Origin of the sequence: Lentzea xerophila (assembly GCF_051094245.1) — a bacterium.
Classification (GTDB): domain Bacteria; phylum Actinomycetota; class Actinomycetes; order Mycobacteriales; family Pseudonocardiaceae; genus Lentzea; species Lentzea xerophila.
Genome location: NZ_CP194934.1, coordinates 1,091,354 through 1,111,287, shown reverse-complemented (window position 1 = coordinate 1,111,287; position 19,934 = coordinate 1,091,354). Strand labels below are relative to the sequence as shown.

The 19,934-nt window shown below is 69.4% G+C and carries 21 protein-coding genes; 7 read left to right on the top strand and 14 right to left on the bottom strand.

The window, feature by feature from the left end; translation table 11 throughout:
• Nucleotides 1-5: 5 nt before the first annotated feature.
• Complete coding sequence (locus ACRSBM_RS05525; protein ID WP_434440343.1) at nt 6-401, bottom strand: DUF3040 domain-containing protein; 396 nt, start codon at nt 399-401, stop codon at nt 6-8.
• 281 nt (nt 402-682) lie between these two features.
• On the opposite strand from ACRSBM_RS05525, the gene ACRSBM_RS05520 reads away from it, so the two are divergent.
• Together ACRSBM_RS05520 and ACRSBM_RS05515 are read left to right on the top strand one after the other, a co-directional pair.
• A complete protein-coding gene (locus ACRSBM_RS05520) occupies nt 683-1,189 on the top strand; it encodes a hypothetical protein (RefSeq protein ID WP_434440341.1) in 507 nt (168 codons plus the stop codon).
• Nucleotides 1,189-2,727, top strand: coding sequence for an alkaline phosphatase D family protein (locus ACRSBM_RS05515; protein ID WP_434440339.1), 1,539 nt, complete (start codon nt 1,189-1,191; stop codon nt 2,725-2,727). The genes ACRSBM_RS05520 and ACRSBM_RS05515 overlap by 1 nt, the downstream gene beginning before the upstream one ends.
• A 560-nt stretch (nt 2,728-3,287) precedes the next feature.
• Here the strand turns inward: ACRSBM_RS05515 and ACRSBM_RS05510 are convergent.
• From ACRSBM_RS05510 to ACRSBM_RS05500, 3 genes are all read right to left on the bottom strand, one after another.
• Nucleotides 3,288-3,947, bottom strand: coding sequence for a hypothetical protein (locus ACRSBM_RS05510; RefSeq protein ID WP_434440338.1), 660 nt, complete (start codon nt 3,945-3,947; stop codon nt 3,288-3,290).
• A gap of 86 nt (nt 3,948-4,033) precedes the next feature.
• On the bottom strand, nt 4,034-5,308 hold the full coding sequence (locus tag ACRSBM_RS05505; RefSeq protein WP_434440337.1) for a DNA polymerase IV: 1,275 nt from the start codon (nt 5,306-5,308) through the stop codon (nt 4,034-4,036).
• 35 nt (nt 5,309-5,343) lie between these two features.
• On the bottom strand, nt 5,344-6,441 hold the full coding sequence (locus ACRSBM_RS05500) for an amidohydrolase family protein (RefSeq protein ID WP_434440336.1): 1,098 nt from the start codon (nt 6,439-6,441) through the stop codon (nt 5,344-5,346).
• 12 nt (nt 6,442-6,453) lie between these two features.
• Between ACRSBM_RS05500 and ACRSBM_RS05495 the strand changes: the two genes are divergently transcribed.
• Nucleotides 6,454-7,764 carry a glutamine synthetase gene (locus ACRSBM_RS05495; protein WP_434440334.1) on the top strand — a complete coding sequence of 437 codons (1,311 nt, stop codon included), beginning with the start codon at nt 6,454-6,456 and terminating at the stop codon, nt 7,762-7,764.
• Here the strand turns inward: ACRSBM_RS05495 and ACRSBM_RS05490 are convergent.
• The 6 genes from ACRSBM_RS05490 to ACRSBM_RS05465 form a co-directional block, all read right to left on the bottom strand.
• Nucleotides 7,745-8,257, bottom strand: coding sequence for a sigma-70 family RNA polymerase sigma factor (locus ACRSBM_RS05490; RefSeq protein ID WP_434452975.1), 513 nt, complete (start codon nt 8,255-8,257; stop codon nt 7,745-7,747). The two genes, ACRSBM_RS05495 and ACRSBM_RS05490, sit on opposite strands and share 20 nt — an antisense overlap.
• 212 nt (nt 8,258-8,469) lie before the next feature.
• Nucleotides 8,470-9,147 (bottom strand): RNA polymerase sigma factor, encoded by a 678-nt coding sequence (locus ACRSBM_RS05485; protein WP_434440333.1) that lies wholly within the window; start codon nt 9,145-9,147, stop codon nt 8,470-8,472.
• 102 nt (nt 9,148-9,249) lie between these two features.
• Nucleotides 9,250-9,816, bottom strand: a complete 567-nt coding sequence (locus ACRSBM_RS05480) for a sigma-70 family RNA polymerase sigma factor (protein WP_434440332.1) — start codon at nt 9,814-9,816, stop codon at nt 9,250-9,252.
• A gap of 85 nt (nt 9,817-9,901) precedes the next feature.
• Complete coding sequence (locus ACRSBM_RS05475) at nt 9,902-10,621, bottom strand: class I SAM-dependent methyltransferase (RefSeq protein WP_434440330.1); 720 nt, start codon at nt 10,619-10,621, stop codon at nt 9,902-9,904.
• Nucleotides 10,618-11,187: a sigma-70 family RNA polymerase sigma factor gene (locus ACRSBM_RS05470; RefSeq protein WP_434440328.1), complete on the bottom strand. Its 570-nt coding sequence runs from the start codon at nt 11,185-11,187 to the stop codon at nt 10,618-10,620. Before ACRSBM_RS05470 ends, ACRSBM_RS05475 begins: the two co-directional genes overlap by 4 nt.
• A 98-nt stretch (nt 11,188-11,285) precedes the next feature.
• The gene (locus ACRSBM_RS05465; protein ID WP_434440326.1) at nt 11,286-12,005 is read right to left on the bottom strand and encodes a class I SAM-dependent methyltransferase; all 720 of its coding nucleotides are present in this window, start codon (nt 12,003-12,005) and stop codon (nt 11,286-11,288) included.
• A gap of 33 nt (nt 12,006-12,038) precedes the next feature.
• Between ACRSBM_RS05465 and ACRSBM_RS05460 the strand changes: the two genes are divergently transcribed.
• Genes ACRSBM_RS05460 through ACRSBM_RS05445 form a run of 4 tightly spaced genes read left to right on the top strand, consistent with a single transcriptional unit; the run spans nt 12,039 to nt 15,933 of the window.
• Nucleotides 12,039-12,884: a ParA family protein gene (locus ACRSBM_RS05460; RefSeq protein ID WP_434440324.1), complete on the top strand. Its 846-nt coding sequence runs from the start codon at nt 12,039-12,041 to the stop codon at nt 12,882-12,884.
• Nucleotides 12,877-13,638 (top strand): DNA-formamidopyrimidine glycosylase family protein, encoded by a 762-nt coding sequence (locus ACRSBM_RS05455; RefSeq protein WP_434440322.1) that lies wholly within the window; start codon nt 12,877-12,879, stop codon nt 13,636-13,638. The genes ACRSBM_RS05460 and ACRSBM_RS05455 overlap by 8 nt, the downstream gene beginning before the upstream one ends.
• Before the next feature lie 32 nt (nt 13,639-13,670).
• Nucleotides 13,671-14,909, top strand: a complete 1,239-nt coding sequence (locus ACRSBM_RS05450) for a cytochrome P450 family protein (RefSeq protein WP_434440320.1) — start codon at nt 13,671-13,673, stop codon at nt 14,907-14,909.
• A gap of 37 nt (nt 14,910-14,946) precedes the next feature.
• On the top strand, nt 14,947-15,933 hold the full coding sequence (locus ACRSBM_RS05445) for a quinone-dependent dihydroorotate dehydrogenase (protein WP_434440318.1): 987 nt from the start codon (nt 14,947-14,949) through the stop codon (nt 15,931-15,933).
• A gap of 10 nt (nt 15,934-15,943) precedes the next feature.
• On the opposite strand, the gene ACRSBM_RS05440 is transcribed toward ACRSBM_RS05445, so the two are convergent.
• From ACRSBM_RS05440 to ACRSBM_RS05425, 4 genes are all read right to left on the bottom strand, one after another.
• Complete coding sequence (locus ACRSBM_RS05440) at nt 15,944-17,182, bottom strand: uracil-xanthine permease family protein (protein WP_434440316.1); 1,239 nt, start codon at nt 17,180-17,182, stop codon at nt 15,944-15,946.
• A gap of 182 nt (nt 17,183-17,364) precedes the next feature.
• The gene (pspM, locus tag ACRSBM_RS05435; protein ID WP_434440314.1) at nt 17,365-18,186 is read right to left on the bottom strand and encodes a phage shock envelope stress response protein PspM; all 822 of its coding nucleotides are present in this window, start codon (nt 18,184-18,186) and stop codon (nt 17,365-17,367) included.
• Nucleotides 18,187-18,220: 34 nt separating this feature from the next.
• The gene (locus tag ACRSBM_RS05430; protein ID WP_434440312.1) at nt 18,221-19,072 is read right to left on the bottom strand and encodes a PspA/IM30 family protein; all 852 of its coding nucleotides are present in this window, start codon (nt 19,070-19,072) and stop codon (nt 18,221-18,223) included.
• Nucleotides 19,073-19,431: 359 nt separating this feature from the next.
• Nucleotides 19,432-19,854 (bottom strand): helix-turn-helix domain-containing protein, encoded by a 423-nt coding sequence (locus ACRSBM_RS05425; protein ID WP_434440311.1) that lies wholly within the window; start codon nt 19,852-19,854, stop codon nt 19,432-19,434.
• Between the last annotated feature and the right edge of the window lie 80 nt (nt 19,855-19,934).

Below are 19,934 nucleotides of genomic sequence, written 5' to 3'. Positions count from 1 at the left end.
TTCGCTTACCGCTCTTCGTCGAAGCGACGGCGGAAGCGCTCTTCCATCCGTTCGGAGAACGAGCTGCGGCTGCGCGTCGGCTTGCCGTCCTCCTGCGCTCCCTCGGCGACCTGGTCACCACGACGCAGTGTCGTCAGGGTGATGAGCGCACCGAAGAACATGAGCAGGAAGCCGAAGACGCTGACCACGGGGATGCTGGCGATCGCGAGCTGCGGCAGCATCACGCCGGTGACGAGCGCGGCCACGCCGACCACGAACAACACGATGCCTTGTACGCGGCGCCGCTTGGACGGCCGTCGCAACTTGGCGCCTCGTACGGTGGATGCGAACTTCGGGTCTTCGGCGTAGAGCGCGCGCTCGATCTGGTCGAGCAATCGCTGCTCGTGCTCGGAGAGTGGCATCGTTCCTCCTCCGGCACAGCGGTCGCGGGCGCCGGGTGTTTTCGGTTTCCGCCGAACCCGGCGGACGACCCGCCCTGGGGACGTCACCTTCCAGGATACGATCCGCGCGCCCCGGCGACTACCCAGTGGGCCTTCTCATACGGTCTGTTCTGTCACCATCATCCTCCTGGGGCAGTGGTGAGGCCCTCGTGAGGCATCTCAACAGCCCTTGTGGCCTTCCGTTCACACCGAGTTCGGCCGCGTGATCCGTGCGGGACAGCCCGGCTTGCTCGGATCAGTCCATGACCGATCTCATCGTCAACGGCGCCGCCGAGCAGGGCCTGACCGGCTGGCTCGTGGTCGCGGGCGCCCCTGTCGTGCTGCGGTACGACACCGGCCAGGGGTATCCGGGACCCGGCGATCCCGGTCCGGAACGGCGTGGCGCGGCATTCTTCGGTGGCGGCGACACCCCGCTGAGCACCCTGCGACAGAGCGTGACGTTGCCGCGCCGGCCGTCTCAGTTCGCGGTCTCCGCGTGGCTCGGCGGCTACGCCTCGCAGCAGGACGGCGCCCGGCTGTCGGTCGAGTTCCTCGACGCGGGCGGCACACCGCGCGGTCTCGTGGTGCTCGGCCCGGTGACCGCCGAGGAACGCTCCGGCCGCACCGGCCTGTTCGAGCGTTCCGCGCGCGGCACCGTCCCGCCGGGCAGCCGGACCGCGGTCGTGACGCTGCAGATGACGCGATCCGGTGGCGGCACGTCGAACGACGGCTACGCCGACAACATCTCGTTCACGGTGGAGGCCCGCTGATGCTGAACCGACGTGATCTGCTGCGTGCCGCGGCCGCCGCCGGCGCCCTCGGCACCGTGTGGCCCCTGTCCGCCGGCTTGTCGCCCGCCGAGGCCCACGCGGCCGCCCTGGACCTGGGCGCGTCCTGGGACGCCGCGCCCTTCTGCCTGGGCGTCGGATCCGGGGATCCGTTGCCGGACAGCGTGATCCTGTGGACGAGGCTCGCACCGGAGCCCTTGGCGTTCGAGCAGCCGCTGCCCGAGATCGTCGAGGTCAAGTGGTCCGTAGCGCTGGACCGGTCGATGCGTTCGTGCGTCGCGAACGGCACTGTCGCCGCGTCAAACCTGTTGGGGCACAGCGTGCATGTGCCGGTGCACGGCCTGCGTCCCGGTCGCACCTACTATTACCAGTTCTCGGCGCTCGGCAAGCGGAGCCGCATCGGCCGCACGCGCACGGCCCCTGTCGGCCCGGTGTCGCGCGTGCGGTTCGCGACAGCGAACTGCCAGGCGTTCCACGACGGCTTCTACGCCGCGCATCGCGGAATCGCCTCCGAGAACCTCGACTTCGTCGTGCACCTCGGCGACTACATCTACGAACACGGCCAAGTCGGCGGCGCACACGTGCGTGATCACGAGGGTCCCGCCGTGCTGTCCCTTGCGGACTACCGCCGCCGCCACGCCCTGTACAAGGGCGATCCGTCGTTGCGCGACGCCCATGCGGCCCATCCCTTTTATCTCACCTGGGACGACCACGAGGTCGTGAACGACTACAGCGGCTCGGAGGGCGCGGCACCGTTCGTGAAGCGCCGTGCGGCCGCCTACCAGGCCTGGTACGAGCACCTGCCGATCCGGTCTGGGAGCGCTCTCGAGCCACAGATCCACCGGCGCCGCCAGTGGGGTTCCCTGATCGACCTGACCGTCCTGGACCTACGGCAGTTCCGGTCCGCTCAGAACCTGCCCGACGGCACGATCCTGGGGTCCGCGCAGAAGCAGTGGCTGCTGGACGGCATCTCGTCGTCGCGCGAGGCGTGGCAGGTGTGGATCAACTCGATCATGCTGTCGCAGCTCGCGCGGCCAGGCGGCGGCTACTACTTCACGGACCAGTGGGACGGCTTCCGTGCCGAGCGTGCCGAGGTGCTCGGCCATGTCGCCGCTGAGGGCATGAAGGACCTCGTCGTGCTGACCGGCGACTGGCACTCGGCGTTCGTGGACGACATCCGGCCCGACTTCGACGATCTCTCCTCTCCGGTGATCGGGACGGAGTTCACCGCGCACTCGATCACGTCCGGCGCGTACTCGCCGGAGTGGAACGCGGTGAACGGACCGGTGATGGGGGCGGCGAACCCACACCTGAAGTATTTCGAGGGCAACAGGTACGGGTACGACGTGTACGAGGTGACGCCGCGGCGGTTCACCACGCACATGAGGGTGATCGGGGACCGGCGTGACGCTTCTTCGCCGGTGTCGACGTTGACTACCTTCCACGTTGACCGGGGGAAGGCCGGTAGCTACGAGGATCCGGCGACTGTGGGGTCTCCTGCGCAGTATCGGCGGCCTTGACTCGGGGTGCGGGCGGGGTTTGCTCCTTGCCCGCACGTGGGTGAGCTGGTCGCGTGCGGGCGATCAGCTCGAGGTGTTGTCGGCATGAAGAATCGTTGCCTGGCCGGTGTTGCTCGCCGGGTCCGTGGTCGTGGCCCGTGGTCGTGGCCCGTTGCGGGCTTTCCGGCACCGCGCTGCGCTATCGCGTGGGATGGCTCCTTTCCGTTGGGATGGCTGGGCTGCGTACCGGCGAGGTGCTTGCCGGGGCGGCCCGGCCTTGGGCGGGCGGGATCGAGGACTGGCGGGACGGGACGGCCGCGGAACCGCGGGCGCTGGCCAGCGGCGGCCAGCGGGCACGGACCAGCGGCAGCGGGCGGGTTGGCTGCCAAGGAGTAAGCGCGCCAGCCCACCCGCCGCCTCCGGACGCGACCACTGCTCGCAGCCGCACCGCCGCGGACCCCGACCACGGCCCGCGGTGGGTGCGTTGAGCGCGTGCCGCCGTCCCTGTTGCTCGGACGATGGCAGCGCCTCGCGGCACCCGGTGCGGTGCCGCTGAGCCCGCCTGGGCCTGGCGGGGTGGGTCAGCCGATTGGTTGGGGGGTTCGGGCTTGGGGGACGGAGGGTGGGCGGCGGTCCAGCACGGCCAGCTCCAGCTGGCGAGCCGGGGAGTCGCCCAGGAGTTTGCGGGCCAGGGTGGTGCCCTTGCGCGGGGCCATGGCCAGTTCGGCTCGGAGGGCTGGGAGGCCTACGAAGTGCGCTACCTCCTCGAGGATGGCTTTGGTGTCGGCGATGGAGCGGGTGCGGCGGATCGCGTCGACCGCGGCGCGTTCCAGTGGGGCCACGTGGAAGCCTCGGCGCAGGGCCGGTTTGGGGAGGCGGTCCGTTCGTTCCAGGTGCAGGATGGCGTGGCCGCAGGCTTTCGAGTGGCGCGGGGCCAGGACGTGGATGGCGTCTGCCGTGGGCAGGACGGATCTCATGCCGTGCAGGTAGAGGGCGTCGAAGGCGGTGAGCATGGCGCGCTCGCCGGCGTAGAGGAGGGCCGCCTGCACCAGTTGTTCGCGGGAGGGGCCTGCTCGGGACAGCAGGAAGATGCTCGGGAACAGGCGTTGCCAGGGGCCGCCTGGGCGGGCGCGTTCGTCGATCAGGGCCGACGACAGTCCTATGTGGATCAGGGCTGCCACGGGGGCCACGCGGTGGACGAAGAGGGTGCCCAGGGCTTCGAGGTCGATGGGGTGGCGCATGGGTTCATGGTGCGCCGGCGGAGCTTGGGGGGAACAGCGGGTGATCGCAAGCTGTGGACAAGTTCCGGGTTGTGGACAAGTCGCGATCACTCGGGCTTCGGATCGAACTCTGCTGTCCTTTCCGGACTGTCGCTCAGCAGGGAGGCTGGGCGGACGGCTAGCGAGCCGAAGCGGGAACGGGCCTGGTCAGCGGCTTGTTCGGCTTCGCGCCAGCCGCGTTCGGGCGCGTCGAAGATCAGTTGCTGGGCGGAGTCGGCGTTGTCAAGTCCCTCGATCCGGACGCCGATCAGACGGACCGCGCCGGGCGGGACCTGGGTGTCGAGCAGCTCGGCGGCGACCCGGTAGACCTCCTGGGTCACGTCGGTCGCCACCGGCAGGGTGCGCGACCGCGTGATCGTCGAGAAGTCGGAGAAGCGGACCTTGATCGACACCGTCCGCCCGCGCAAACCCTTGGCGCGCAACGACCCTGCCGAACGTTCGGACAGCCGCAGCAGTTCCAGCCGCAGCACGGCGCGGTCGAGGTGGTCGACCTCGAAGGTCTCCTCGGCCCCGATGGACTTCTCCCGCGACTCCGGCACCACCGCGCGGTCGTCCACGCCCCTGGCCAACGCGTAAAGGTGCTCGGCCAGCGCGACGCCGATCATGCGACGCAGCCTCGGCAACGGCGTGGCGGCGACCTGACCGACCGTCTCCAGGCCCTTTTCCTCAAGGCGCGCAGCGGTTTTCGCACCCACACCCCACAGCGCCGACACCGGCAGCGGGTGCAGGAACTCCAGCGAAGCAGCAGCAGGCACGACCATCATGCCGTCGGGCTTGCACATGCCGGACGCGAGCTTCGCGAGGAACTTCGTCGACGCCACACCGACGGAACAACTCACGCCGTGATCGGCGAACACCCGCGACCGGATCAACTCCCCCACGCCGCCCGGTGTGAGACCGAGACGGCGAAGAGCGCCGCCGACATCGAGAAAAGCCTCGTCCAAGGACAACGGCTCCACCAGCGGCGTGATGTCACGGAAGATCGCCATGACCCCGCGCGAGACCTCCTGGTAGAGGTCGAACTGCGGCGACAGGTACACGGCATGAGGCGCCAAACGGCGAGCATGCGCCGTAGGCATCGCGGAACGCACGCCGTACTCACGCGCGATGTAGTTGGCGGAACACACGACACCACGCCCGCTGACGCCACCGACGACGACAGGCACGGACGCGAGCTCCGGGCGTTCGCGGATCTCCACCGACGCGTAGAAGGCGTCCATGTCGACATGCAGCATCCGGCAGCCCGTGTCGTCAGGCCACACACCGTCACGCGCACGGAACCGGTCGCGCAGGCCGCGTGGCAGGCTCGCACTGCGACCCATGAACACCCCTCTCGAACGCCAGTTCGAGGCAAATCCTACAGTTTGTACACCCGCGCCGCGTTCTCCGACGCGATGAGCCGTGCGATGCGATGCGCGTCCTCCTCGAGGAACGCATCACGCCGCAGCCCATCCGCCAGGAAGTCCGACAACGCCTGCCGGAACAGCAACGCGCCGAGGTAGTACAACTCGGGCAGGGCGAAGGCGTCCGAGGAGAACAGGAACTTGCCGTAAGGCACGATCTCCAACGCCTCGGCGAACACCCGCGACGCCTGATGCCCCAGCCCGTGCGTCGCCAGCCCCAGATCGCAGAACACGTGCGGGAAAACCTGGGCCAGGTATCCCGCCTGCCGGTGGAACGGGTAGTTGTGCAACAGCAGCACCGGCACACCCAACCCCGAAGTCGCACGCAAGAACGGCGTCAGCAGCGACGGATCGCACAAGTGCAGATCGAGGTCCGAGTCGCCGTAGCCCACGTGGAACTGCAACGGCAGCCCGGCGTCCAACGCCTCCCACGCCAGCCACGTGATCACCACCGGGTCCGCCAACCGCCCCGACGACCACTTCCCCAGCGCCGCGACCACGTCCGCGTCAGCGGGCCGGACACCGGGTAGTCCCAGCCCGATCCGGTAGGCCGCGACGGACTTGGCCCCCACCGCCGACGAGGAAGCCAGCCTCGACCGCACCTCGGAAAGGAACTCCGCGGGCGAGACCGCGGGCCTCACCTCCTCGGCCAACGCCTCCAGCCGCACGATCTCGTGCGCGACACCCCCTCCCAGCGACGCCAGCTCCGTGCCGGACAGCAGCCGGTCGGCCTGGAACCCGCCGTCCACCAGGAACGTGTGGATCCCGGACGCCATCAGGAACGTCCGCGACACCTCGGCGATATGCAGCGAGTTCCGCCGTTCGAGGTACTCCTCGGCGGAGGCGTGCCGCGGCAGGTCCAGCAGCGGAGCGCACCACCGCCGCACCGCGAACCCCACCGCCGAGTCGAAGAGGGTCCCGCCCAGCGACGGGACCCCGTCGGCCTCCAACAACAACGACTCGAACTCCACGAGCGTGCTGTCGGTGCGCAGCACGCCGTGACAGTGGTGATCGATCAGCCCGAGTTCGGCGACGAACGGCAATGTGCCCATAACCTTAGGATCGTGGACTCAGCGGAACGGGACCAGCGGTTCGATCGGGCGACGGAGCTCTTCGACGGGCTCAACGCGAGGGACGTGAGCGTGGTGGCGCTCACCTGGGTCGACAACAGCGGAATCACCCGCACGAAGTCGGTGCCTCTGCGCAGACTGGCCCACGCGGCAGCACACGGCGTGGGTGCGTCACCGGTGTTCGACGTCTTCCTGTTCGACGACTGGATCATCCAGGGCCGGTTTGCCGGCGGCCCGGTCGGCGACCTGCGGCTGCACCCCGATCTCGATCGCCTCACGGTGCTCGCGGGCCAGCCGGGCTGGGCGTGGGCGCCCGCCGACCGCCACTTCCAGAGCGGTGTCCCCTACCCGATGGACCAGCGCCTGCAGGCCCGCAAGGCCGTGCGGAACCTCGCCGGCCAGGGCCTCACCGCCCAGGCGGGCTTCGAGATCGAGTGGTGCGTCGGCAGGTCCGACACCGACGACTGGGTCCCGGCGACGTCCGGCTCCGCGTACGGCCACGCGCGCCAGGTCGAGCTGTCCGACTACTGCGTCGACCTCCTCGACGCCCTGGACCAGCAGGACGTCGAGGTCCTCCAGTTCCACCCCGAGTACGCGGCGGGCCAGTTCGAGGTCTCCACCGCGCCAGAAGACCCGGTCGCGGCGGCGGACACCGCGGTACTGGTCAAGGAGACGATCCGCGCCGTCACGATCCGGCACGGCATGCGCCCGTCGTTCTCCCCGAAGGTCATCAACGGCGGCGTGGGCAACGGCGGCCACCTGCACCTCAGCCTCTGGCGCGACGGTGTGAACCTCTTCGACGGCTTCCAGGACGAGGCGAGGCGGTTCAGCGCGGGCGTGCTCAACCACATCCGCGCGTTGTGCGCGATCGGCTGCCCCTCTCTCGCGAGCTACCTCAGGCTCGTACCGCACACGTGGTCGGCACCGTTCGTGGCGTGGGGCGAGGAGAACCGCGAAACGGCCCTGCGCCTGATCCAGGACAACCTGGAGATCAAGTGCTTCGACCTGACCGCGAACCCGTACCTCGTCGTCGCGGGCGTCGTCGCGGCCGGCCTCGACGGCATCGCCACCCAGGCCGAGCTACCGGACGGCCTCAGCGTCGACCCGGCGCTGCTCGACGGCGTCCCCCGCCTGCCCACGTCGCTGAGGGAGGCCGTCGACGAGTTCGAGAAGGACGGCGTGCTCACCGAGGCGTTCGGCAAGGAACTGGCGGGCACGATCGTCGACGTGCGGCGCGGCGAGATGGAGCGCTACAAGGACGCGAGCCCGCAGGGGATCGCCAACGTCACTCGCTGGCGGCACTGAGCTCCTTGCGCAGCCGCGACAGCGCCCGGTGCTGAGCCACCCGCACCGCACCGGGCGTCGACCCGACCGCCTCGGCCGTCTCCTCCGCCGACAACCCCACCATCACGCGCAGCACGACGATCTCCCGCTGCTTCTCGGGCAACACACGCAGCAGCGTCGCCATCTGGGCGGAGAGCTCTCCCTGCATCGCGCGCTGCTCAGGCCCGGCGGCGGTGTCCATCGACTCCGGCAGCTCGGGCACCGCCTCCGCGCGGTTGCGGGAGAAGTTCCGGAAAGAGTCCGCCACCTTGTGCGCCGCGATCCCGTACACGAACGCCAGGAACGGCCGCCCCTGATCACGGTAGGACGGCAACGAGGTCAGCACGGCCAGGCACACGTCCTGCGCAACGTCGTCCGCCGACGCGAACGATCCAACGCGCGCACGGCAGTACCGAACGACCAACGGCCTGATGGTGCCGAGCAGCCGTTCGATGGCGACGCGATCACCGGCCACAGCGCGCGCGACGTGCTCGTCAGCGGTGTCCGGGCGGCGTGAGTAGTAAGTCGGCGCAGGCGGGTCGACCGGCTCCTGAGCGCCACCGGCGGTCCGTTCCACGAGCGCGTCGACAGTGCTCGGCGATGCGGAGACCGGACCACCGACGGAGGAGCGCTGAACGGCTTCCGCGGGAACCTTTCGGTGCAGGCCGGGTGTGAACTCCACGCAGATCACCGTTCCTCTTCTGGACGCCGGCGCACCGCGAGACGCGCCCGCCGGATCCGTCCTTCGACCGCGCGCGGGGTGAGTCGCAACAACTCACCGATCTCCGCATGCGAATAGCCCTGGTCATGAAGGAAGAGCAACCGCCTGCTGTCCTCGCTCAGCGCGGCGAACGCCGCGTCGACGGCCTGCTGCTCGATGACCGCGTCCTCGGGCGTGCCCTCGGCCACGACGTTCTCGAGCGAGGCGAGGGTGTCGACCAGCCGCACGTCCTGCCAGCCGTTCACCCGCGTCTGCCAGCGCCGGTAGACGTTCGGGAACGCGAACACGCAGGCGTTGACGAAGTACTCGTTCAACGGCTGGCCGCGCTCGACCGCCCACTCCCTGCCGAGCAACCCCCGGTCGCGGAAGTAGACGTACCCGTCGTAGACCGCGTCGCTCGCCAGCTCCTCCGCCTCCTGCGGCGGGATCTCCTGCCGGTGCAGGAAACGGCCCTGTTGCCCGCAGCGCGCGAACATCGCGCCCGACCGCACGAGCTTCGTGACGATCGTGAGCCCGTACGCGAGGAGCTGACGGTGGAACTGGTCCCAGCGTGTGCCGGACAGCCCAGACTCGCGGAAGTGCTGGACCAGCACCCCGTCCACACGCAGCCGCTCGGCGGCAAGCGCTGAGTCCGAACTTCCCATGCCCCCTGGTCCTTATGTCGGTGTCTTCCTGCCTCTAGGTATGTCGTTTGGGTACGTCCACCCCACGCACTCCCCACGACTGGTCACAAAAGCAAACGAATGTCACCCGATCGGGAGACTCAATGCCGCGATTTCCTTGCGCAGACGACCGAGCGCGCGGTGCTGGGCCACGCGTACCGCACCCGGCGTCGAGCCCACGGCCTCCGCAGTCTCCTCCGCCGACAGGCCGACCACGACGCGCAGCACGAGGATCTCGCGCTGCTTGTCGGGCAGAACGTGCAGCAGCCGCCCCAGAGTGCCGTTCAACTCGTCCTGGAGGACGAACTCCTCCGGCCCGGCGCCTCGCACGGCCTGATCGGGCACGTCCGCCATCGGCTCCGCACGGTTACGAGCCATCGCCCGATGCGCGTCGGCGACCTTGTGCGCCGCGATGCCGTAGACGAACGCCAGGAACGGCCTACCCTGCTCCCGATAGTTCGGCAGGGCCGTCAGCACGGCGACGCAGACCTCCTGCGCGACGTCGTCCGCAGTCGTCGCGGAGCGTCCCACACGCGCGCGACAGTACTTCACCACCAGCGGTCGTATGTGGCGAAGTAGCTGGTCAGCGGCCCTGCGGTCGCCCAGCACGGCCAGTCTGACCAGCTCTGCGGACAAAGCCGAACTCTCCATCCGAAGCGTCCCCTCGTCGACGTCCCGTGGAGGAGACGTGCGACGCGTCACTCCTTATGCGGAAAGTAGGCAAAAACTTCGAACGTCACCCGTTTGTAGCAATGAACAGCGGTTGGCAATAGGCGTCGAGCGACCACTCCACGTAACCGAAACCCGCGCGTTCCGCCAATTCGGTGATTTCATCACGGGTAATCGCCCAATATCGTGCCTTGCTCACCACAACGCGCCACGACTCGGCTTCATGCAGCCGGAACATCTCCAATTCGTACTGATCGCCGTCCCAGTGCCAGAGCTGGAACCAAACGACGCGCCCAGGCCCGACCGACGGCGGCGTCGACAACGGCCGTTCGTGCCGGATCGCGTCGTAGTCGCGCGTCGAGAGAAGGAGGAGGCGCCCACCGGGCCGCAACACCCGCCGCATCTCTCGCAACGCCGCCAGCACGTCGTCCGCGGCCAACAGGTGAGGCACCGCGTTGTCCGCGGCGAGCACGACGTCGAACGAGCCATCGGCGAACGGCAACGAGCGCATGTCCGCCGACGCGACGGTCAACGCGACACCACGCGCAGACGCCTCCGCAACGGCTCGAGAAGCCGCCATAGGGCTCAGATCGGTGCCCACGACCTCATAGCCGCGCATGGCCAGACCGATCGCTTGCGTGCCGATGCCACACGCACAGTCCAGAACGCGCGCGCCCTGCGGAACGAACTCCGCGAGTTGCGACGCCTGCCGGGCCATCGACGCGTCCCAGTCCGGGAACATCAGGTCGTACGTCCCAGCCAGTCCGTCGTAGAAGGCGCCGGTCAAATCAGCTCCTCGACCCCCACGGACGAGCGCAGCTTCGCCAGCGCGCGGTGCTGAGCGACCCGCACGGCACCTGGCGTCGACCCGGTGGCCTCGGCAGTCTCCTCCGCCGTCAGACCGACCACCACACGCAGCAGCAGGATCTCGCGCTGCTTGTCCGGCAGTCCCCTCAGCAACTGCCCCAGTCGCACCGAGAGCGAGCCGAGCAGCGCGTTCTCCTCGGGGTCGACGGTCAGCGACGGCCCGTCCGGCACCTCGGCGACGGGCTCGGAGCGGTTGCGCGCCGACACCCGGTGCGCGTCCGCGACCTTGTGCGAGGCGATGCCGTACACGAAGGCCAGGAAGGGACGACCCTGCTCGCGGTAGCTCGGCAGCGCCGTCAGCACCGCCAGGCAGACTTCCTGGGCCACGTCGTCCGCCGACGCGTACGCCCGTTCATTGCGTCCGACGCGCGCACGGCAATACCGCGCCACCAGTGGACGCACGGAGGCCAGCAGCCGTTCAGCGGCTTGCCGATCACCCGCCACGGCCTCGTTGACCAAGGAGGCCAGCAGGTCGGAACTTTCCATCTCGCGGTCCCTACGTCGGCAGCGGAGCCATTATCTTTCGCCGCCGCGTTGTTTGGGACCACTCATCCAGGTCATAAAAGTCCCGAATGCAAACGATGTCAGGCGCTACGGCGGGCGAGCACGTGCAGCCGGGCGGCGACGTCCCGCAGCGGCGACCGCGTGGCGGCTGCCAGTTCCAGCTCGGCGAGCGCGTCGGCGGCACCCGGATTCGTGTCCAGCACCACACCGGGCACGAGTTCGGAAACGATGCCATGACCCTGCAGGAGCTCGACGGACAGCCCCGCCTCGAGAACGAGCTTCTCGAGACCCTGGACGTCGAACCGGCGCTGCAGCGGGTCACGCGTGCCCGCGAGCTGACCGGCGTCGTCGTCCAGCAACCTTCGCGCGTCGACGATACGGCCGGCGATCGCGCGGTGCAGGATCGCCGCGAACCTGTTCGCGACCAGCACCGACACCGCTCCGCCCGGCGCCACCGCCGCGGCCAGCGAGGACAGCGCGGACGACGCGTCGTCCACGATCTCCAGCAGGCCGTGCGCCAGCACCAGATCGGCCTCACCAGCCGCGACGCCCAACGAGTCCGTGTCCCCCTGGACCGCGGCGATCGTCACCCCGGCCTCGCGCGCACGGGCGTTCAGCGTGGCCAGTGCGTTCGGCGACGGTTCCACCACCGTGACCGCGCATCCCGCCGCGGCGAGGGGCACGGCCCAGACGCCGCTACCACCGCCGACGTCGAGCACGCGCGGTGGTTCGCCGCCCCTGCGCTCGCGCGCGGCGGCCAGTTCGGCGTCGAGCACCCTGTGTACGGCGTCCGGTCGCATGGCTCACAGAGTAGGAGACCCTAGAGTGGGTCTGTGCATACGGTGTCCGTGCTCAGCCTCAAGGGAGGCGTCGGCAAGACGACGGTGGTGCTCGGCCTCGCCTCAGCCGCTCTCCGCCGTGGCGTCCGCACGCTCGTGATCGATCTCGATCCGCAGTGCAACGCCACGTCGACGCTCGAGCCCGAGGAGTCCAAGGCGAGCATCTACGACGTCCTGCAGGACCCGTCCGAGGAGAACCTGGAAGAGGCGATCCGCCCCAGCAGGTGGGGTGACGGCATCGACGTGCTGTCCGGGTCGGAGGACGCCGAGCTGCTCAACCACCCGGATCCGAACGAGTCTCGGCTGCACCGGCTGAAAGACGCGTTGCGCACGTTGCGGGACATGTACGACGAGTTCCCGTACCACCTCGTGCTGCTCGACTGCCCGCCGTCACTGGGTCAGCTGACCCGTTCGGCGCTCGTGGCGGCCGACCGCGCGCTGCTGGTCACCGAACCGACGATGTTCGCGGTGGCGGGCGTGCAGCGGGCGTTCGAGGCGGTGCAGAACGAGCGGGAGAGCAACAACGCCGACCTGCAGCCGCTGGGCGTCGTGGTGAACCGGGTGCGGCCGCGCTCCCACGAGCACCAGTTCCGCATCGAGGAGCTGCGCGACATCTTCGGCCCGCTGGTGATGCCGGTGGCGCTGCCGGACCGGCTCGCGGTCCAGCAGGCACAGGGCGCGTGCATGCCGATCCACGAGTGGGGCACTCCGGGCGCGCGTGAGGTCGCGCTGGCGTTCAACCTGCTGCTCGCCCGCATCCAGCGCATCTCGCGGAGCCGGCGCCGCGCCGTGCACCACGACTTCGACGACGACGAGATCGAAGAGGCGGTGGATGCCTGAGGGAGACACCGTCTTCCTGGCCGGCCACCGGATGAACGACGCGCTGGCCGGGAAGACGCTGCTGCGCGGCGAGCTGCGGCACCCCCGGCTGTCCACGCTGGACCTGGCGGGACTGGACGTGCTGGGCGTGCGGACGTACGGCAAGCACATGTTCACGCGCTTCTCCGACGGCAACAGCCTGCGCAGCCACTTCCGCATGGACGGCGCGTGGCACCTCTACCGTCCCGGCGAGCGCTGGCGCCGTCCAGGCCACCAGGCCCGCGCGGTGCTCGAGGTCGACGACCGGCAGGCCATCGGATTCGCGTTGCACGACCTGGAGTTCGTTCCGACCTCGCGGGAGGACGAACTGATCTCCCATCTCGGACCTGATCTTCTTGCACCGGAATTCGACGCCGCTGAGGCCGTTCGGCGGTTGACCGCCGACCCTTCCCGACCCGTCGGTCTCGCATTGTTGGATCAACGGGTCATGGCCGGCGTCGGCAATCTCTACCGCGCGGAAGTTTGTTTCCTGTTGCGCGTTCTGCCGACGGCTCCGGTGTCATCCGTGGACGCCTCACGTGCGGTCGCGTTGTCACGGAAGCTGTTGCAGGCGAACCAGTGGCGGCCGGAACAGATCACCACCGGTGATCCGCGCGTGCGGCACTACGTCTTCGAGCGGACCGGCAAACCATGTTTGCGTTGTGGCACAAGAGTCCGATCGGACGAGATCGACGGTAGATTCGTGTACTTCTGCGCACAATGCCAATCCGGTTGAACCAAAGCGCTCTGCTGTCCGTGTCCTCGAATATGGCGGTAAATCTGGATGCGTTGCGCCCCGGCTTCACCGACGACCCGTACGCGGTGCTGAAGAGCCTGCGCGACGCGGGCCCCGTGCACCGGGTCGAGATCCTCGGAGCGCCGATGTGGCTCGTGACCCGCCACCCCGACGTGCGCGCCGCGCTGGACGACCCGCTGCTGTCCTCACACGGCTCGGCGCTCGCCGAACCCCTGCGCGGGCACCCGTACTTCGCGTCGTGGTGGTTCGGCGACCTGTCGCACCACATGATGAACACCGACGAGCCCGACCACACCCGCCTGCGACGCGCGGTGTCGAGCCAGCTCACGCCCCGCCGCATCGCCGCCCTGCGCCCCCGGATCGAGCAGCTGGCGGCGCAGCTCGCCGAGGGGTTCGCGGACTCCGGGCGCTGCGACCTGATCTCGGACTTCGCCGCACCGCTGCCGATCGCCGTGATCATGGAACTGCTCGGTGTCCCCGCCGTCGACCAGGAGAACTTCTGGTACTGGGCGGACGTGGTCACCGGTCTGGCCGACGGTGACGCGTCCTCGGCCCGCGAGGAGACCTCCGGCTACCTGCGCGACCTCGTGACGCACAAACGGACGTCGGGCGACGACGACCTGATCGGCGGCCTGGCCCGCGCGACCGGCGACGCCGCGCTGACCGACAGCGAACTGGCCTCGCTCGCGTTCCTGCTGCTCGTGGCCGGGTACACGACGGCCGTCGACCTCGTCGGCAACGGCGCGCTGGCGTTGCTGCGCCACCCCGAGCAGCTCGAACTGCTCCAGCGCTCGTCGTCGCTGCTGCCCGGCGCCATCGAGGAGTTCCTGCGGTTCGACGGCCCGGTCTCGCACGTGCTGCGGTTCGCCACGCGGCCGCTGACGATCGGCGGCGTGCAGATCCCCGCCGGCGACGTCGTGCTGCTGTCCCTGGCCTCGGCCGAGCACGACGGCACCCGGTACCCGCGGGCCGGCCAGCTCAACATCGAACGGGCGGACCGGCAGCACCTGGCGTTCGGGCACGGCATCCACTTCTGCCTGGGCGCGCCGCTGGCCCGGCTGGAGGGCGAGATCGCGTTCCGGACGCTGCTGGAGCGCTGCTCCGGGCTGGCCCTGGACACCTCGCGGCCACTCGCGTGGCGGGTGTCGCTCGGGAGCCGGGGACTGCGGGGGCTGCCGGTGACGTTCCGGACCAAGCCCCGGATGCCGCTGGACGAGCAGGCGACGATCAAGGTGCCGAAGCCCCTGTGACGGCGGCTACCCTGAGCTGGCGTTATAGGGTGGGCGCGTGGTTTACAAGCAGGTGGTTCGCAGGGCGTTGTTCGGAATGCACGGCGGCGACGCGGAGCGGGTCCACGAGACCACGCTGAACGTCATGGCGCGCCTGAGCCCGCTGGCGCGGTTCGCCCGCAACCAGAACAACCCGCGCACCGTCTTCGGCGTCCGGTTCCCGAACCCGGTGGGTCTCGCGGCCGGCCTGGACAAGGACGGGCGCGCACTACCGGCGTGGGCCGCGCTGGGGTTCGGGTTCGTCGAGGTCGGCACCGTGACGTGGCACGCGCAGCCGGGCAACCCGAAGCCGCGGCTGTTCCGGCTCCGCGAGGACGAGGCGATCATCAACCGGATGGGCTTCAACAACGCGGGCGCGCAGGCACTCGCCGCGAAGCTCGACCGGACGCCGCTCAGGGCCCCGCTGGGCATCAGCCTCGGCAAGTCCAAGGTCACGCCGGTCGAGGACGCCGTCCAGGACTACCTGAACTCGCTGAACGCCCTGAAGAACCACGGCGACTACTACGCCATCAACGTCAGCTCGCCCAACACGCCGGGTCTGCGCAGCCTGCAGGACAAGGGCGCGCTCACCGAACTGGTTCAAACGCTCACGCGCGCCACGGACAAGCCGATGCTGGTCAAGATCGCGCCGGACCTCACCGAGGACGCCATCGCCGAGGTCATCCAGGTGTGCGTCGACAACGGCATCAAGGGCCTCATCGCCACGAACACCACCCTCAGCCGTGAGGGCCTCACGAGCGCCCACCAGAGCGAGACCGGCGGTCTCAGCGGCAGGCCGCTCACCCAGCGGGCGAACGACGTGGTCCGGTTCATCACGCGCAACAGCGACCTGCCGGTCATCGGCGTCGGCGGCATCGCGACCGCCGACGACGCCAAGCGCATGGTCGACGCGGGCGCGAGCCTGGTGCAGATCTACACCGGGTTCATCTACGAAGGGCCAGGGCTGGTGTCGCGGATCAACCGGACTCTATCCACAGTGGACTGACACCGAAGCCCTAGTTGCGGCGTGCGGCCCGCAGCCAGCGCATCACCGGATGCAGGATCACGACGAGCAGCGAGCCCCAGACCATGCCGCCCATCTCCAGGTCGCCGATCCCGATGGTCAGGTCACCGACGCCGGCCACCAGCGCCGCGCCGCCGACCATCGCGTTCACCGGGTTCGCGAGGTCGACCCCGCGGTCCATCCAGATCCGCACGCCGATCAGCACGATCAGGCCGTAGAGCACCAGCGTGCAGCCGCCGAGCACACCCGGCGGGATGGTGCCGAACAGCGCGATGGCCTTCGGGGAGAACGCCAGGGCCGCGGCGAACACGCCGGCGAACGCGAACGCCGCCGTCGTGTAGACGCGGGTCACCGCCATCACGCCGATGTTCTCGGAGTACGTCGTCGTCCCGGCGCCTCCGCCGAGGCCCGACAACGCCGTCGACAGGCCGTTCGCGATGATCGCGTCGCCCGCGCTGCCGTCGAGGTTGCGCCCGGTCAGCGCCGCGACCGCCTTCACGTGCCCGACGACCTCGGCGACCAGCACGATCACCACGGGCAGCGTCAGCAGCACGACGGACGGCCGCAGCTCCGGCTGGTACAGCTTCGGCAGGCCGAACCACGCCGCGTCGCGCAGCGCGGCGATCCGCTCGGAGGGCACGGCGCCGAACGCGAGGCCGCCCATCCAGACCGCGACGAAGCCGATGAGAACCGAGAACCGGAACACAAGGCCGCGGCCGAGCACGCCGGCCAGCAGGATCACCCCGGTGGTCAGAGCGGCCAGCAGGGGCTGCTCGGCGAAGTCCGAGGTGGCCTGGTGCGAGAGGTTCAGGCCGATGATGATCACGACGGCGCCGGTGACGACCGGCGGCATGACCGACTCCAGCAGCCGGACGCCGAGCGCCTTGACCGCGATGCCGACGACGATCACCAGCAGGCCCGCGGCGACGACGCCGCCCAGTTGCGCGGAGATGCCCTGTTCACGCGCGGCCACCAGGGGCGCGACGAAGGCGAAGGACGAACCCAGGTAGCTCGGGACGCGGTTCTTGGTGATCACCAGGAACAGCAGCGTGCCCAGGCCGGAGAACAGCAGCGTGGTGGCGACGGGGAGACCGGTGGCGGCGGGAACGAGCACGGTCGCGCCGAACATGGCGACCAGGTGCTGCACTCCGAACCCGATGGTGAGCGGCCAGCTCACCCGTTCCTGGGGCGCGACGGTTTCACTGTCGGTGATCCGACCGTCCCCGTGCACGGTCCACAACGCCAACGCACTGCCTCCCGGCAATTCAGCCGGACTTCCCGCAGACCGGCCCCGGAATCCTGCCACGCCATGTAGTGGCTACGGCTAGATAACGGTCTGATAATCACACGATTGCCCTAAGGATCTCCAGAGAGAACCGCCTAATAGGCGCATGTGATCACCCAGAGTCACAATCAGTGCGCTGAATAGCCTGATACGTCGCGCATTGCCGAAGCCAGGCCGGCCATGTGGTCCGTAGCGTCGTCCAAGACCTCGCGCGGGTCCTGGAACTGCGTGCTCGCCGCCAGCGCCTGACCTGCGGCGGCCACCAACGCACAGTAGCGGTCCACGCCGTCCGCCAGCTGGATCCTGAGCACCCGGATGCCTTCGACCAACGGAGCCCGCTCCAGCGGCGGTGCGGTGTCGCGAGCACGTTCCACGGCCTGCAGCTGCCCCGACACCGCACGGATGGCCGCAGCGGCCTCCTGGGCGGTCTGGCGGGCGTGCTGGACGGACTCGGCCGGCATCGTCGTGAGCGCGGGCGAGTCGAGCTGCACGAGCAGCTGGGTCATCGCGTCCTCGGCGCTGTGCAGCTTCTCCATCGGCACCCGCGCGGCCGAGATGTGCGCGGGCAACGGCGGCCGGGGCGGTGGCGGCGGCGACAACGCCAGCCGCTGCCGCGCGGCACCCAGCTCGCGCAGCTTGAACCCGCTGCGCACGGCGAGCAGGCCTGGGACGGCCGCACCGATGGTGCCGCCGACCGCGGCCCACGTGCCGAGCACGCCGGTGAAGCCGAAGACGGCGAGCGTGCCGAAGATCGTGATCAGAGCCAGCCAGAACGTGAGCACGGCGTTGGTGCGCTTGCGCCTGCGTTCGAGCTTGGCGACCGGGTCGTTCCACTTCTGCAGCCGGTAGCGCGCCTGCTCGGCCAGCGGGTGGCCCTGGAGCGACGCACCCAACTCACCGACGACCTTGCGGACGATCTCGTTGTTGGGACGGTTTCTCCAGGGCTCCATGATCACCTGCTGACTCCTCCTGCTCCGCCGCCCGTCAGTTCTGGGCGGGCGGAACCTGCTGCTGCGTGGTCTTCTGCTCCTGCTGGACGCGCTGCGCGATCTCGGCCTGGATCTGCGCGGCGGCGCTGTTGCCCGCCGTCACCTGCTGCGGCGTGTTCGCCTGACCGCCGTGCATGGACGCGCGGATCTGCTCGAGGCGCGACGACCCGGCGAGCTGGGTGGTCGAGGCCTGCACCTCGAGCATCCGGCCCTGCACCGAGTTCTGCGCGAGCTCGGCGGACCCGAGCGCGGTGGTGTAGCGCTTCTCGATCTTGTCGCGGACCTCTTCCAGCGACGGCACGTTGCCCGGCGCGGCGAGCTCGCTCATCTGGGTCAGCGACGCGGAGACCTGCTCCTGCATCTTGGCCTGCTCGAGCTGGCTGAGGAGCTTGGTGCGCTCGGCCAGCTTCTGCTGCAGCATCATCGAGTTGCGCTCGACCGCCTGCTTGGCCTGTGCGGCGGCCTGCAGCGACTGGTCGTGCAGCGTCTTGAGGTCCTCGATGCCCTGCTCGGCGGTGACGAGCTGGGTGGCGAAGCCCTGCGCGGCGTTCTCGAACTGGGTGGCCTTCTGCTCGTCGCCCTTCGAGCGCGCCTCGTCGGCGAGCACGAGCGCCTGACGGGCGGAGGCCTGCAGCTTCTCGACGTCGCCGAGCTGCCGGTTCAACTTCATCTCCAGCTGCCGCTGGTTGCCGATGACGGCCGCGGCCTGCTGAGAGAGCGCCTGGTGCTGACGCTGCGCCTCCTCGATGGCCTGCTGGATCTGCACCTTCGGGTCAGCGTGCTCGTCGATCTTCGACGAGAACGATGCCATCAGGTACTTCCAGAACTTCGCGAACGGACTGGCCATCTCCTACGCCTGCCTTCTCGGTGCCGGTGTTGGATCCATCGTCTCAATTGTGCGCCGGGGTATCCACCGACACGGGGAGATATCCGGGAACACCCTGACCCACCCCGGGACTTAGGAGAACACGCCTGACGACGTGCCAATCCTGCCCGCACCCGCGCCCGGAGACGCGGTGACCCAGCGTGCTGTGGCCAAGCCGTTGCCTGCCGTTCAACGCGCCGGCGCCGTTGTCAGTTGAACGTACGAAGGCGCTTTCTTGTTGCAGACCGTGACGTGGCGGGGACCACAGCAGACGACACGTTCCCCGAACGCCGGCGGCCCCGCCCACCTGGTGGTGGACGGGGCCGGAACGACATCGGGGGTCACGCCGCGACGACTGCCTTGGCCTTCTCGCCGATCTTGCTCGTGAGCCGGTGACTGAGCATCGGCTGCAGGCGCAGGTCGGACAGGTCGTCCGAGAGCGTGGACGGCAGCACGCGGCCACCCTCCAGCTTGCCCCGCTCCGTGCGGCCGTCCGGGACGGTGTCCGGCACCGTGTCCGGCGTCTGCTGGACGGCGCCGATGTCGGAGGCGACGTGGTGCAACAGCTCGGACAGCGGCAGTTCCAATGCTTCACAGATGGCCGCGAGGAGCTCGCTGGACGCCTCTTTGCGTCCGCGCTCCACCTCGGACAGGTACCCCAGGCTCACGCGGGCGGTCCGAGAGACCTCGCGCAGCGTGCGGCGTTGGTTGGTGCGGGCATGGCGAAGTCGATCACCGATCGCCTCGCGTAGCAGCACGGTCATCGCGCGCCTCCTTCCGGCCGGCCGTGTCCCTACGTTACCGATCGACACCGACAACGGGCACTGACTTCCGAACACGTCCG